This window comes from Pseudomonas sp. EA_35y_Pfl2_R111 (assembly GCF_963970955.1).
Taxonomy (GTDB): domain Bacteria; phylum Pseudomonadota; class Gammaproteobacteria; order Pseudomonadales; family Pseudomonadaceae; genus Aquipseudomonas.
In genome coordinates this window covers 683929-699102 of record NZ_CAXAOM010000001.1, presented here as the reverse complement: position 1 = coordinate 699102, position 15174 = coordinate 683929, and the positions used below count along the sequence as shown (strand labels likewise).

Below are 15174 nucleotides of genomic sequence, written 5' to 3'. Positions count from 1 at the left end.
CCCGATGGATTTCAACCTATCCGCCTGGGCGCTGCGTAACCGCCAGATTGTCCTGTATCTCATGCTGTTGCTGGCTGTGGTCGGGGCTATTTCCTACACCAAGCTGGGCCAGAGCGAAGACCCGCCCTTTACCTTCAAGGCCATGGTGGTACGCACCAACTGGCCGGGGGCGAGCGCCGAAGAGGTGTCGCGTCAGGTAACCGAGCGCATCGAAAAGAAGCTGATGGAGACCGGTGACTACGACAAGATCGTCTCGTTCTCGCGCCCTGGTGAATCCCAAGTCACCTTTATCGCTCGCGATTCGATGCATTCTGCCGACATTCCCGATCTGTTCTATCAGGTGCGCAAGAAGGTCAGCGATATTCGCCATACCTTGCCCCAAGGCATTCAGGGGCCGTTCTACAACGACGAATTCGGCACCACTTTCGGCAATATCTACGCGCTGACGGGCAAGGGCTTCGACTACGCCGTGCTCAAGGATTACGCCGACCGCATCCAGCTGCAGCTGCAGCGGGTTAAGGACGTCGGCAAGGTCGACCTGCTTGGTTTGCAGGATGAAAAGGTATGGATCGAGCTGTCCAACACCAAGCTGGCCACCCTCGGCCTACCGCTGGCCGCCGTGCAGCAGGCGCTGGAAGAACAGAATGCCGTGGCTGCTGCGGGCTTCTTCGAAACCGCCTCTGATCGTGTGCAACTGCGCGTGACCGGGCGCTTCGAGACGGTGGAGGAAATCCGCAACTTCCCGATTCGTGTGGCCGATCGTACCTTCCGCATCGCCGATGTGGCCGAGGTCAAGCGCGGCTTCAATGATCCACCCGCACCACGCATGCGCTACATGGGCGAAGACGCTATTGGTCTCGCCGTGTCGATGAAGCCTGGTGGCGACATCCTGGTGCTGGGCCAAGCGCTGGAAGGCGAATTTGCTCGGCTGCAGGAAACCCTGCCGGCCGGCATGCAGCTGAACAAAGTCTCTGATCAACCGGCGGCGGTAAAGACCGGCGTGGGCGAGTTCGTCCGTGTGCTTACCGAGGCGGTGATCATCGTGCTGTTGGTGAGTTTCTTCTCCCTCGGCCTGCGCACGGGGCTGGTGGTGGCGCTGTCGATTCCGTTGGTGCTGGCGATGACCTTTGCCGCCATGTATTACCTCGGCATCGGCCTGCACAAGATTTCCCTCGGTGCGCTGGTGCTGGCGCTGGGCCTGATGGTGGATGACGCGATCATTGCCGTGGAAATGATGGCGATCAAGATGGAGCAGGGCTTTGATCGCATCAAAGCGGCCAGTTATGCCTGGACCAGCACCGCCTTTCCCATGCTCACGGGCACCCTGATCACCGCCGCCGGCTTCCTGCCGATTGCCACTGCGCAGTCCGGCACTGGTGAATACACCCGCTCGATCTTCCAAGTGGTGGCCATTGCCCTGCTGGTGTCGTGGATCGCCGCCGTGGTGTTTGTGCCGTACCTCGGCGCCAAACTGCTGCCGGATCTGGCCAAGCTGCACGCGGCCAAGCACGGCGGTAGCGCCGATGGTCATGACCCTTACGGCACGCCGTTTTACCGCCGCGTGCGTACAGCGGTGGAGTGGTGCGTGCGTCGGCGCAAGACGGTAATCGTGCTCACCATCGCCCTGTTTATTGGCTCGATCCTGCTGTTCCGCTTTGTCCCGCAGCAGTTCTTCCCGGCCTCCGGCCGTCTGGAGCTGATGGTCGACCTCAAACTCAGCGAAGGCGCGTCCCTGGCCGCCACCGAAGAGCAGGCCAAGCGTCTGGAGCAGCTGCTCAGCGGCCATGAAGGCATCGACAACTTCGTCGCCTACGTCGGCACCGGCTCGCCGCGCTTTTACCTGCCGCTGGACCAGCAACTGCCGGCCGCCAGCTTTGCCCAGTTTGTGGTCCTGGCGAAAAGCATCGAAGACCGCGAGAAGATTCGCACCTGGCTGATCGAGGTGCTCAACGATGAGTTCCCGACCCTGCGCACCCGTATCTCGCGTCTGGAGAACGGCCCGCCCGTGGGTTACCCGGTGCAGTTCCGCGTCTCTGGCGAGCATATCGACGAGGTGCGCCAACTGGCCCGTCAGGTCGCCGACAAGGTGCGCGAGAACAGCCACGTGAGCAACGTGCACCTGGACTGGGAAGAGCCGAGCAAGGTGGTGCGCCTGAACATCGACCAGGAACGCGCCCGCGCCCTGGGCGTCAGCACTGCCGATCTGTCGCGCTTCCTGCAAAGCTCGCTGACCGGCTCGCCAGTCAGCCAGTACCGCGAAGGCAACGAGCTGATCGAAATCCTTCTGCGCGGCACCTTGAGTGAGCGTCAGGAGCTCGGCCTGCTGCCAAGCCTGGCGGTGCCGACCGACAATGGCCGCAGCGTGCCGCTGTCGCAGATCGCCACCCTGGAGTACGGCTTCGAGGAAGGCATCATCTGGCACCGCAATCGCCTGCCGACCGTCACCGTACGCGCTGACGTATACGGCAAGGAGCAGCCGGCCAGCCTGATCAAGCAGATCCTGCCGACTCTTGAGCCGGTGCGTGCGCAACTGCCGGACGGCTACCAGCTGGACGTCGGCGGCACCGTGGAGGACTCCAGCCGTGGCCAGGCGTCGGTAAACGCCGGTATTCCGCTGTTTATCGTGGTGGTGCTGACCCTGCTGATGCTGCAGCTGAAAAGCTTCTCGCGCTCGGCCATGGTGTTCCTCACCGCGCCGCTGGGGCTGATAGGCGTGACCCTGTTCCTGCTGATCTTCCGGCAGCCGTTCGGCTTCGTCGCCATGCTCGGCACCATCGCCCTGTCGGGGATGATCATGCGTAACTCGGTGATTCTGGTCGACCAGATCGAGCAGGACATCGCCGCCGGCATGGACCGCTGGCACGCGATTATTGAAGCCACCGTGCGGCGTTTCCGCCCCATCGTACTGACCGCCCTGGCGGCGGTACTGGCGATGATCCCGCTGTCGCGCAGCGTGTTCTTCGGGCCGATGGCAGTCGCGATCATGGGCGGCCTGATCGTCGCCACGGCGCTGACCCTGCTGTTCCTGCCTGCGCTGTATGCGGCGTGGTTCCGGGTTAAGGAAGCGGAAGCGAAGCCCGCCTGACCCGGCGGCAGCTGATCGGAAAAAGCCAGGCCTAGTGCCTGGCTTTTTTATGCCTGACGGGTAGGACGTTTGCTGGCCTGCTGTCAAAAATATGCAACTACCTTCAACTGCATATGAACAGGTTATGCAGCGATTACAGTCTGTTACAGAGGTGTGTAGAGCGTTTTGGAGAATTATCTGCTTACGTTTCGTCGTTTTTGTTTGACATATTTTACGTATTTGCCAGACTGCGCGACCTTGAACGGGCGCGTGCAGCTACCCGTCAAAAATGCACATAACAAAAACCTGTAGCCCATCGTCGCGTCCTGCGCAGCCTGCGTGGGCCATGCATGCGGTGGGCTGACGTCTGTGGAACGGGAAAGCATGCTGATCTGGTTCGTTGCGCTCTATTTGCTGGTGACTGTCGCCATCGGTTTCTACGCCTCCACCCGGGTGCACAACACCCGCGATTTCGCCTCCGGTGGTCGTAGCATGGGCTTCCCCATCGTCGCCGCCATGGTGTTCGCTACCTGGTTTGGCTCCGAGGCCGTGCTGGGTATCCCCGCCACCTTCCTCGAAGAAGGCTTTGCCGGCATCGTCGAAGACCCATTCGGCTCCTTTGGTTGCCTGTTTTTGGTCGGCCTGCTTATCGCCCGGCCGCTGTATCGGATGAACCTGCTGACCATCGGCGACTACTTCAAGAAGCGCTTCGGCCCGCAGGTCGAGCTGATCATCAGCCTGGTCATCGTCATGTCCTACCTGGGCTGGATCGCCGCGCAGCTGATTGCGCTGGGCCTGGTGTTCAACGTCATCTCCGACGGCAGTATCAGCACCACCCAGGGCATGTTCCTCGGCACCTTTATCGTGCTGCTGTACACCTTGTTTGGCGGCATGTGGTCGATTGCCCTGACTGACTTCTTCCAGATGATCATCATCGTCGTCGGCCTGATCTACCTGGTCTGGCTATTCAGCGACATGGCCGGCGGCGCTGACCTGGTGATCAGCAAGGCAGCCAGCGAAGGCAAGTTCACCTTTATGCACGCCTTCGAGCCCAAGGACATCGTCGCCTTTATCGGCGCCGCGGTGACCATGATGCTCGGCTCCATCCCGCAGCAGGACGTATACCAGCGCGTGATGTCGGCCAAGAGCGAGAACATCGCCGCCCGCGCCTCGATGACCGGTGCGGTGTTCTACCTCGGCTTCTGCATGCTGCCGGTGTTCCTGGTGTACGCCGCCTCGATGATCGACCCGGCGCTGGTCGAGAAGTGGCTGGCAGAAGATTCGCAGATGATTCTGCCGCTGATGATTCTGGAAAAAACGCCGCTGTTTGCCCAGATCATGTTCTTCGGCGCGCTGCTCTCAGCGATCATGTCCACCGCCTCCGGCACACTGCTGGCACCGTCGGTGACCCTGACCGAGAACGTGCTCAAGCGCTTCCTGCCGGTGCTTAACGACAAGCAGTTCCTGCTGCTGATGCGCCTCACCATTGTGGTCTGTGCGGTGGCGACCCTGAGCTTTGCCCTGTATTCGGATGCGAGCATCTACGAGATGGTCGGCAACGCTTACAAGGTGACCCTGGTGGCGGCCGTAGTGCCGTTGTTCGCAGGCCTGTTCTGGAAGCGTGCGACCACTCAGGGCGCGCTGGTTGCCATCGCCTTTGGTCTGGTGTCGTGGATCTATCTGGAATACACCTGGAGCGAAGCCGCCTTCTGGCCGCCGCAGCTGGCGGGCCTGCTGTTCAGCATGGCCGGTATGCTGATTGGTACGCTGCTGCCGCAGTGGAGCCGTAACCACAACGGCACGCTGGTGGCGCAGGCGGAATAAGCCAGGCGTTTGACGGACAAAACCCCGCTGATTGGCGGGGGTTTTGTTTTTTGGGCCGGGCGAGGGCATATCGCCTCTGGAGGAGCGGCCTATGGCCGCGAGCTTTGTTGTTTATTTTGGGGGCTTTGTTTGCGCCGCTTATGTGTTGTTTGGACTAACGGTTCCGCCCTTACGGCGGCTCACTTTTGGCAGACGCCCCAAAAGTAAGCAAAAAGTCTTGCCCCTTGCATCCGGGTCTCACTGCGCTCGACTTCCCTCGTTCCATCATTCCTCCAGGGACCGGCGTACAAGGGCCGTCCCTGGCCCTTTACGCCTCTCGCCGCATCCATGCGGCTCGCACCCTTCCACAACGATTCCACTCGGCCTCCTGATGGGGCGTTTGGCGTCGTCTGGGAGATTGGTGTTCTAGGAGCAAAGCAAACTGTAGGAGCGGGCTTGCCCGCGATGTTTTTGCTTTTTCTTCTGCTTTTCCGTTCTGCTTTTGCCTTTCGCTCTGCCATCCAAAGCTCGCCCAAACAACGCGGTCCCCGAATCCCGTCAGGAGGCCGAGCGTAGGTGTTGTGGAGAGGGGCGTTTGGCATGGATGCCAAACGAGGAACGATGGGCCAGGGATGGCCCACCGTGACGACCCTCGGAACAGCACCGGAGCGAGGGGAGTTGAGCGCAGCGAAACCCGGATGCCGGGCGCGCTTTCTCTTTGGTTACTTTCTCTTTGCGCGCGCAAAGAGAAAGTGACTCGCCGTAAAGGCGAAACCAGTAGTAGCAGTTAGAGAAAATGCGGCGGGCGTTAGAGGGTCGATGAATATCTCTGCGCTTAACCTCACGAGCTAAGCCATTGTTTTGTCTGGTGTACGCAGGGGTACGAACCGGATCCCTGCATTCTCAATCACCTCTGCGTGGCGAGTGTAATCCTCTAAATTCACCGCATAGTCGCTCCTGTTCTATCACGATCCCTTTGAACCTGAGCGTTTCAGAAAATACTGTCGATGTAGTCACCCGTGAGAGATACTCAAACACGACTGCAAGGTGGGGGTATCTGATGTTTATCGAGCGTCGCGAGCACAACGGCCGGCTTGAGCTATGGGAATGTGAGTGGGAGCGCCCAGAGGGAGAGCCTTCGCGCAAAGTTTTTCTCAGGCGCTTAGGTCTCGAGCAACCGCTTCGGCCAGAAGTCGATCAAGGGCATGCCCAGGCAGAGGCTATCTGCTGGGCTTACGGAAGAACATTAGGAAACATTGCAGTCTTTACCCAAGAGGTGCTCGGAAGTTTTGCTGCTGAGCAAGGTAATGATGCGATCCTTGCTTGCGATTTAGTCGATGCTGGTAAATTCCGTCATGGTCCTGATCGTTGGTGGTGCCGAACGCATCAGAAACATTGGGGCACAAAGGCCGATATTTTGTCTGCCAGGCGAGCGGGTCGAGCTATTTGCTCTAACCATGATCAGCCTATGAGCTATGTTTTGAACCCTTTTCATATTCGTTTAGATGAGCATGTGGAAGTGGGGATGTGGTGCTCGCTGCCCCCGGCAATCACTAGCGGAGAAATTATTAGACCACGGCCCCCTAAAATACATCTTCATGTTAGAGAAGAGGTTAATGCTGCCAAGGTTATAGATGGTGATTATGAGGCAATTTCTTTGCACTATAATCCAGAGTCTGACTTATTTGGTAATTCGGAAATATCAAAAGTTAATATAACGCCTCCTTCAGCTTTAGAGTTTATGCTGGCAATTGAGCATGGTCGTGATTTGGACTGTATAAACTGCAGTACTTGTGGATATCCACACTTGGATTTGGGTGAGTTCGGTTTGAAACCCCATCGCAAACATTTTTGTGGGAATTGTGGTCGAGATAGTACTTGGAGTAAGCAGCCAATTGTTTCCACCCCATTAAAGCCATTGCATGATCAGTTTGATTCTTCAGCAGCTTATGAAGTTCCTGAAAGAATTCTCAATTTAGACGAGTTTGAAGGTTGTAATTTTGCTGTGTGGGCGTCGACACCTGCAATCCTGTGGACTGCCAATCGCTCTCAAGAGAAGGGTGTTCATGTTCACGTCAGGGCCAACGGGAAGTGGTTGGTAGACGATACTTTCGGCTCTGTAATATATAAGGGTGAGTTGTTGGTGCGCGAGCAGCTTCTAGATATGATGCTTAATAACACTATTGTTTAGTGGTTGATGGTGGGGGCGTGAATGTCATCTCAAAAAGGACTTCGAGGGTCTGGTGGTACGGCTGTTTCTCATTCAAAAGAGTTGTTGAGTTTTGCTTATATCCAAGCGTTATGTGCTGCTACTGGTCTCAATCATAATGAGCCTGAAATTGATAATGATGGTGTAGATATCACGCTTCGGGGAAAGAATTTTACAGGGAGGTTCTCTTCTCCTAAAGTTGAAATCCAGCTTAAGTGTACTAGTTCGCACTCTTATATTGATACGGCTACTAATGAGTTGGTTTACCCGCTTCCAGTCCATAATTATAATTATCTCGTTGAACCTTCAATAATTCCAATCTTGCTAGCTGTTCACTTTGCGCCTATTGATCAAGTCTGTTGGTTGCAGCACAAGGATTTAGGACTCACTCTTCGATATGCAACGTATTGGTGTAGCTTGGCAGGGCTTCCGCCTAGCGCTAATAAGAGTAATATTTCAGTGCGCATTCCTCTTGCCCAAAGGTTGGGGCCTAATACATTGCTTTGGATGATGCAACAAGTTAGTCAAGGCTATCCCATTCAAAATAATGTAGGGGCTCCAGTATGAGAACCTATAATGAATTGATTCTTTATTCTTTGCATAAGTATTTAGCTGCTCATCAGTGGACTTGCTTTAGTCGTGAAGAGGGACGTTATGATGCCTATCGTTCCCCAGATAATGTGACCTCGGAGTTATTGATTCCTGATTCTATATTGGTCAATCACAAGCAATCTCGAGATTTGCTAGATGAAGCTATAGAGGTTATTTCATCCAGGGAAGGTAAGAGTTTTGCTGAAATACAAAAGTTACTATTGAGTTCAGATTATGATTTTTTCTCCCTAAGAGAGTCAGGAGCAGCTATTTCTGAAGGAGCTATTAGCTTGGCTTCAGGCGTTACTGTGATGTCAGGTGTTTATACTCTTTTCAAGATTGCAGCTAGTTCAGCTGTAAATATAAAAGGGAAAAGAAATATATCTCGTGGTTACTTAGAATCACTTAGATTGTCTGCTCCGCGTGCAGGGAGCTTTATCTTCAACTTTGATGCGAAGCTCTACAATCCACCTGGCGCAGATGTCCCTGTGTTGAATGTTGCTGGTGTTAGTTCTATAGGTCGCCTCATTAATATAAATTTTGCCAGTAGGTTGAAAAGATTTAAGTCTATTTTAACTGGAGATCAAGCCGCGGTTAAAAGCTCTCTTTTGAGGGAAGGTATTGATCATCGATACTGCAATGGTGTTTCAAGTGTTTTTGTTGATGAGGCTGATACGGTAGATTTTGGTTTCGTATGGTCTTTCTTGGAGCCGACGTTAGTATCGGCTCCAGAAGCTATTTCGTTTGATCGTGAAGATCGTGTACGGATTATCGAGTACTCAAAGATACTAATGCACTATCAGGTTGCGAGAGTAGAGGCTCTTCCCGCATATTTAGAAAGTTTTACGCGCAGGGAGGGTGAGGCTGAAGGTCGCGTGTATATACGTTTTGAATACGATGGAAGAACTTTTTCCACTTCTGTTCTAGTCGATGGTTCTCTTTATGAAAGTCTAAACGAAAGGCATGTTAAAAGGCAGCGTGTTTGGGTAAGTGGTAATCTGTTTTTTTCCGATGGCAGTCGGGCGAAAGTTGAGGCTTTCGAAGTGAAAAAAATTAAAATTGCAGAAGATGTGGTGGTCGAGCTTTTCTAGAAGCAGTATGTTGCATGTATATGTTTTATAGTTATGGCTGTGTTTGATTAATATTTAGGCTGTGGTTCTTTCTTAAGGGGTGTTGGTTCTTTTTCTTGTTCGCTGCGGCTTTTTTGCCGATGCAATACTTTATTTATTGCGGAAAAGTGGGCAGATTTATTCTTCAATAAGCCAGATTTCTGCAGTGCCAAAAAAGCCAGACCTCACGGTCTGGCTTTTTCACATCCATCCAACCCTTCTTACAACGCCCCAAACACCTTCTTCGCCAAGCTGGTCGCCGCCCCAGCCGGGTTTTCCCGGATGCTGGCTTCCTGCTCAGCGATCATCGCAAACAGGCCGTCCAGCGCCTGCTCAGTTACATAGTTCTCGATATTCGCGCTTTTCGCGTCGATCACGCCGAAGCTCGCGGCTTGGCCGGCGAAGCTGTTGTATTGCTTGGCCAGGCCGACCTGGTCGGTGGCTTGTTTAACGATGGGCAGGAACTTGGCGCGGATCTGTTCGCGGCTGGTTTTGTTCAGGTACTGGGTGGCGGAATCTTCCGAGCCGGCGAGGATGCTCTTGGCGTCCTGCACGGTCATCTTCTTCACCGAATCCACCAGCAGCGCCTGGGCTTGCGGTACGGCGGCTTCGGCGGCTTTGTTCATGCTGGCTTCGAGCTGATCAACCTGTGCGCCCATGCCCATCATCTTCATGGTTTTTGCGGCTTTGCCGAGGTTGCCCGGTAGCTCGATGCGTACGTCCGGGTTATTGCTGAAGCCGCCGGGTTTGCCCAGTTGCTGCACGGCCACTTTGGCGCCTTGGGTGAGGGCGTCCTTGAGGCCGCCGCTGGCGTCGCTTTGCGAGAGGTCGGCCAGCGACAGGGCGAAGGCGCTGCTGGAGAGGGCGAGGCCGGCGGCCAGGGAGATAAGACGAAGCATGAGGGGCATCCTTGTGCGATGGGTAAGGCAGTAGCTGGAGCTTAACGGAGTGGCGCGTACAGGCAAATGTACTCGTGTCGTACTCAGGCTGTTGCAAGCCCGTGCAGTTAGTTGGTGCTGCGCGGGCCAAGCGCCACGGCCCTGCGCTTATTCATCTATAACTCATGGCATACATCTGAGGTGTTCAGCATCAGAGCGCGCGTACGCAAATTAGTACTGTTTTTGCAGTACCTGATCTTGCTGGTGGAACTAGGAGCGGTTCGTAAGCAGTTCTGGTAGTCCCTCTGAGCGTCCTTTCCAAGCAGGAGTAATAGCATGGCTTTCGTCCCCGTTCGGTTGTCGCAGCGTTTGACCCTGGGTTGCATCGTCCTTCTGATTCTGACCGCGCTGGCGGTGTTTGCCGTGATGGCCCTGCGTGGTCAGCCGCGTGTGGTGGCGGCCAGTGGCGAGCTGATCGAGCAGACCGGCAGCGCCATCGTGCGTCAGCTGGCGTTGCAGTTGGCGCGCATTGAAGGGGTGACGGCCAGCCTGGCGCATCTGGCCGAAGTGCTGCCGCGTGAAGAGCCGTTGTACCTCAACAGCCTGCCCAATCTGATCGATAGCCAGGGTGATAAAGCGATTGCCGGCGGTGGTGTGTGGCCAGAGCCAAATGCCTTTAGTGAGGGCACGGCGCGCCGTAGTTTCTTCTGGGCGCGCGGTGGTGACGGGCAGTTGGCCTATTCCGACGATTACAACGCCGCCGATGGTCCCGGTTACCACAACGATGCCTGGTACACCGGTGCGCGCAGCAGCCCGGCCGGTCAGTGCCTGTGGTCGGAGGCTTATCAGGATGCGGTGACCGGCGTGCCGATGGTGACCTGTAGCGTGCCTTACCAGCTTGAGGGTCGCTTTGCCGGCGTCGCCACCCTGGATCTGCTGCTGGATGATCTGGCGCGCTTTCTCACCGAGCAGGGCAAGGTCACCGATGGCTACGCCTTCGCCCTCGATCAGGCCGGTAACGTGCTGCATTTTCCCGGCATGACCGGAACTAAGGGCGGCGCAATGCTCAAGTTCGCCGATTTGGCGCAGCAGCACAGCTGGCTTAAGCCGGTGCAGGAGGCGCTGGCCAGCAGCAGTTCAGGGGCGATTCGCAACCTTGACCTGGAGAACGATGAGCAGCTTAAGCAGGCCAGCCGCGTCAGCCTGTTTGTGATGCCCGATACCGGCTGGGTAATCGGCCTGGCAACCCCGCAGGAGCGGGTTACCGGCCTGGCCAGGGCGCTGACCTGGGAGATTCTGCTGTTCCTCCTGCCGCTGCTGGCGGTGTTACTGGCGCTGGCCTGGTTTGCTGGTCGCAAGCTAATCGGCCAACTGGAAGAAACCACCGCGCAGATCGATTCCCTGGGCCGAGGGTCGGCCAGCCGCGATGTTGAGCTGAGTGTGGAGCGCGAGGATGAAATCGGCGCGTTGCGCCACGCGGTCAATCGCTATGCCGGGCAGTTACGCACCATGCTCCAGCGCATCGCCGAGGAAGCCGATCACCTGCAGGCCGAAGCCGCACAACTGGGCGGTTTGAGCAGCACCCTGGCCGGGCGCGCTGAACAACAGCGGCAAGAGAACACCCAGCTGGCTGCGGCGATTACCGAGATGTCGTCGAGTGCCCAGGAAGTGGCGCAGAACACCAACGATTGCGCCAATACCGCGCAGAGTTCACTGGTAGTCGTGCAGCAGGGGCAGCAGAAGGTTGCCTCTAATAGCTCGGCGATTCAGGCGCTGTCGGCGGAGATGGCTGACGCGGCCTCGGTGATCAGTCGGTTGGAGAAAGACAGTCAGCAGGTCGGCGCCGTGCTGGATGTGATCAAGGCGATTTCCGAACAGACCAACCTGCTCGCACTGAACGCCGCAATTGAGGCCGCGCGTGCCGGTGAACAGGGACGTGGATTTGCCGTGGTAGCCGATGAAGTGCGTACCCTGGCGGGTAAAACCCAGGCCTCGGCCAATGAGATCAGCACCATGATCAGCGCTTTGCAGCAGGCCTCACGCCAGGCGGTGCAGGCCATGCAGGCCGGTGAGGCACGTACCGAACATGCGGTGGTTGAAGCCGAAGGCGCAGCGTCGGCGCTGTCCAGCACAGTGCAGAGCTTCGATGATATTTCCCAACGCGCCCAGCAGATCGCCGTGGCGGCGCAGCAGCAAAGCCATGTCACTCAGGAGATCAACGAACTGGCGGTGCGTATCCACAGCATCAGTGAAGAAAACGCCCGCGATGCCCAGGCGCTGGATGAGGTCAGCAGTGCCATGCAGGCGTTGTCATCACGGTTGACCGGATTAAGCCGGGGCTAGCTGTTATCTAGCGGCTGTAACTAACAGGTGCTTTTTGCGGGTAAGCGCAGAGTTTAGGCGCGCCTAGGCTGGCGGCTATCCAGCTGGGCCAGCACCCACCAAGTTCGGCCTTGGCGGTCAACAGGTGTTGGGCTTGGTCAATGATTTTGGGTCGCGCCTGTCGGCTTAACGCCCTGTGGCGTGCGGCTTTTAGGTCAGTAAAGCTACGGCTGTCGGCGGCGAGCAGGGCGTTTTAATGCTGCTATGCTCGTGAAATAAAATGGGTTCCCGCACGACAGTGTTTTTGGACAGGCCCTAAGGACTCTAAATGCCGCTACCCGCCGAATTGGCCCGCCTCCCCGGCAAAGCTGTTGCCTCTTCAACTGCCACTCGCCACTCCCTGTTGTTTATGGCCGCGTTGCTATTGCTGTTGTTTGTGGTGACCAGCGGGGGCCTGGTGCAGATCGCCCTACAGCAGAATGCGCGGGCGACCGAGCAGAGCTTGTTCTATCTCGACAAGGCCATCAGAGCCCGAGAAAAGTCGATATTGGCGACCCTTAAAGACTACGCATACTGGGGGGAGGCGTATCGCAACCTGCACGTCACAGTCAATTATGAGTGGGCTTATACCCGGCAGAATCTGGGGCCCAGCCTATTTCAGGACTTCGCCTATGAGGGCGTGTTCGTGGTCGATCCTCAGGGGCGTACCTCCTATTCGGTGGTCAACGGCCAGAGGGTGAGCAGCGAACTGGGGCAATGGCTGGGGCAAGACATAGACGAACTGCTGGAGCAGGCACGCAGACAAACCGAAGATGAGGAGCCGGTTGTCGGGTTTGCGCAGGTCGGCGGGCAAGCAGCGCTGCTGGCCGCTACCGGTTTTACCACGGGTGGCGATCCGCAGGTCGGCATACAGACAGGGCCGCCCTCGCTTCTGCTGTTTGTCGACCTGCTCACTCCCGCAAAGCTGCAGGCCCTTGGCCAGGATTTCGGCGTCGATAACTTACGGCTGGTGGCTGCGCCTGCCGACCCCCAAGCCTCGCCCACATTGTCGCTGACCAGTGTGGGGGCAGCGCCTCTGTGGTTGCACTGGGAGCCTGCACAGCCCGGTAGACAATTGCTCTATCTGATTTTGCCGCTGCTGGGCCTGGGCGGCGCTATTTTTGCTCTGATCACTTGGCTGAACCTGCGTTGGGCCATCGCGTCGGCGCGGGAAGTAGACGCCAGTTATGCCTCTTTATATGCCAGTCAGCAGGCGCTGGCTGCCAGTGAACTGCGCTTTCGCGATGTAGCCGAGGCCGCTTCGGACTGGATCTGGGAGGCTGATGCAGAGCTGCGTCTGACGTACCTGTCGACTCGCTTTCAGACGTTGACCGGGCATCCGGTCAGTTCCTGGCTAGGTCGTCCGTTGAGCGAGTTGATGCAGTTCCCTGGCGGGTTGGATGCCTGGCTGCAGGGGTGCAACAGCCATGCAATGGCCAGCCATAACTGCGAATGCCAGTACCGCGATCTCGATGGTGAGCTGCGCACCTGTCATCTGACATTGCTGCGTATTGAGGACGGCCCGATGGCCGATGGCTACCGCGGTACGGTTAGCGATATCACCGATGAACTACAGGCTCAGGCGCGCATCGAGCATCTGTTATTGCATGATGCGCTGACCGGCCTGCCGAATCGCAATCGCATGCAGGCGTTTCTCGAAGGCAAACTCAAGGCCCTGTCTTCAGCATCCAAGCCTTTGGTCATGCTGAGCATTGATTTGGACCGTTTCAAACCGGTGAATGACTCGTTCGGCCATGAGGTGGGCGATCAGGTGCTTGCCGAGGTGTCGCAACGTTTGCGCTTCGCTCTGCGTGACGGTGACTTGGTGGCGCGCATGGGCAACGATGAATTTATCCTGATTGTCTGCGGTATAGCTGCGGCGCAGGAAGTCGAGCGGCTTTGCGCGCGCCTGATCGCCGGTATCGAACAGCCTTTCAACATTGGCAGCCACACTATTTTTCTCGGCGCCAGCATTGGTGTGGCCATGTCACCGGCTGACACTACCGAGGCGGATGAGCTGTTGCGCTTTGCTGATATCGCCCTCTACCAAGCCAAAGGCATTGGGCAAAGCTCTTGGTGTTTTTACGCCAAAGATATGAACGAGCGAGTCATCGAGCGTCGCCAACTGGAGAGTGACCTGCGCCAGGCCCTGGCCAATGAAGAATTACGCTTGGTGCTGCAGCCGCGTTACAGCGTTAGCAGCCAACGCATAGTGGCGGCCGAAGCCCTGGTTCGCTGGCAGCACCCGCAGCGTGGTCTGTTGGGGCCGGACAGCTTTATTGCGATTGCCGAAAGCACCGGTCTGATCATCCCGCTCAGCGCTTGGGTGCTACGTGCCGCTTGTAGGGAAGCCCTAAGCTGGAGCGAAGCGCTGATCGTGTCGGTCAACCTGTCACCGGTGGAGTTTCGCCGCGGCCAACTGGTGGCGCAGATCCGTGCTGTGCTCGAAGAAACCGGCCTGCCAGCGCACCGCTTGGAACTGGAACTTACCGAGAGCGTCATGCTGGAGGATGCCGAGGGTGCCCTGGCGTTGATGCTGGAGCTGAAAGGCTTGGGCGTGCGGCTGTCGATGGATGATTTCGGGACCGGTTATTCCTCCCTCAGCTACCTGCGCTCCTTCCCGTTCGATGGCCTGAAGATCGATCGCAGCTTTATGACCGACCTGCACGCCGCCGAGAATAGCCAGGCGATTATCCAGGCCATTATCGGCCTCGGTCGGGCGTTGACGCTGACCGTGACTGCCGAGGGTGTGGAAACCCAGGAGCAACTCGACCTGCTGCGCAAATACGGTTGCGATGAAGCTCAGGGCTATTTTCTCAACCGGCCGATGCCGCCCGAGGCGTTGCGTCTTTTGTGTTAACGCGGCAGTGGGGCAGGTGCCTGCTTCGTAGAACGGTTGTGTTAGCGGGTTAAAGCGTTATCCCCCAAGTCTCGTAGGAGATGGAGCGGGGCATGCCTATTCGCGGCCATTGGCCGAAGCGTTCACGCCGTTTCTACAGTCCGTACACCGGGTTGCTGACGTCTGCGTTTTGGTCTATGGCAACTTGGCGAGTCGACAGCGCATCTCTCGAATCTCTGCGGGCATTCCACGTTTGGCGGCTGCTCTGCCAGTGCTCGTGTCAATGTCTACTGCCAGGTCAGGGTCATCAATGGAGTGCT

Annotated in this window: 8 protein-coding genes and 1 pseudogene; 8 read left to right on the top strand and 1 reads right to left on the bottom strand. The window is 56.9% G+C overall.

The window, feature by feature from the left end; translation table 11 throughout:
* Positions 1 to 4 precede the first annotated feature (4 nt).
* The 5 genes from AACY25_RS03495 (at position 5) to AACY25_RS03475 (ending at position 8758) form a co-directional block, all read left to right on the top strand.
* Positions 5 to 3085: an efflux RND transporter permease subunit gene (locus tag AACY25_RS03495; protein WP_339522540.1), complete on the top strand. Its 3081-nt coding sequence runs from the start codon at positions 5 to 7 to the stop codon at positions 3083 to 3085.
* Between the two features lie 363 nt (positions 3086 to 3448).
* Positions 3449 to 4888 carry a sodium:solute symporter family protein gene (locus AACY25_RS03490; RefSeq protein ID WP_339522538.1) on the top strand — a complete coding sequence of 480 codons (1440 nt, stop codon included), beginning with the start codon at positions 3449 to 3451 and terminating at the stop codon, positions 4886 to 4888.
* A 1039-nt stretch (positions 4889 to 5927) separates the two neighbouring features.
* Positions 5928 to 7058 carry a hypothetical protein gene (locus AACY25_RS03485; RefSeq protein ID WP_339522536.1) on the top strand — a complete coding sequence of 377 codons (1131 nt, stop codon included), beginning with the start codon at positions 5928 to 5930 and terminating at the stop codon, positions 7056 to 7058.
* A gap of 21 nt (positions 7059 to 7079) precedes the next feature.
* Positions 7080 to 7643 (top strand): DUF4365 domain-containing protein, encoded by a 564-nt coding sequence (locus AACY25_RS03480; RefSeq protein ID WP_339522535.1) that lies wholly within the window; start codon positions 7080 to 7082, stop codon positions 7641 to 7643.
* Positions 7640 to 8758, top strand: coding sequence for a hypothetical protein (locus tag AACY25_RS03475; protein WP_339522533.1), 1119 nt, complete (start codon positions 7640 to 7642; stop codon positions 8756 to 8758). Before AACY25_RS03480 ends, AACY25_RS03475 begins: the two co-directional genes overlap by 4 nt.
* A 239-nt stretch (positions 8759 to 8997) precedes the next feature.
* Here AACY25_RS03475 and AACY25_RS03470 read toward each other — a convergent pair whose 3' ends face one another.
* Positions 8998 to 9675 carry a DUF4197 domain-containing protein gene (locus AACY25_RS03470; RefSeq protein ID WP_339522532.1) on the bottom strand — a complete coding sequence of 226 codons (678 nt, stop codon included), beginning with the start codon at positions 9673 to 9675 and terminating at the stop codon, positions 8998 to 9000.
* 315 nt (positions 9676 to 9990) lie between these two features.
* On the opposite strand from AACY25_RS03470, the pseudogene AACY25_RS20890 reads away from it, so the two are divergent.
* The 3 genes and pseudogenes from AACY25_RS20890 to AACY25_RS03460 all read left to right on the top strand — a co-directional run.
* A pseudogene (locus AACY25_RS20890) lies at positions 9991 to 10881 on the top strand (cache domain-containing protein); the annotation flags it as partial.
* A complete protein-coding gene (locus tag AACY25_RS20885) occupies positions 10867 to 11997 on the top strand; it encodes a methyl-accepting chemotaxis protein (protein ID WP_445262125.1) in 1131 nt (376 codons plus the stop codon). The pseudogene AACY25_RS20890 and the gene AACY25_RS20885, both read left to right, overlap by 15 nt.
* Before the next feature lie 307 nt (positions 11998 to 12304).
* Positions 12305 to 14875, top strand: a complete 2571-nt coding sequence (locus tag AACY25_RS03460) for a bifunctional diguanylate cyclase/phosphodiesterase (protein ID WP_339522528.1) — start codon at positions 12305 to 12307, stop codon at positions 14873 to 14875.
* Positions 14876 to 15174: the final 299 nt, after the last annotated feature.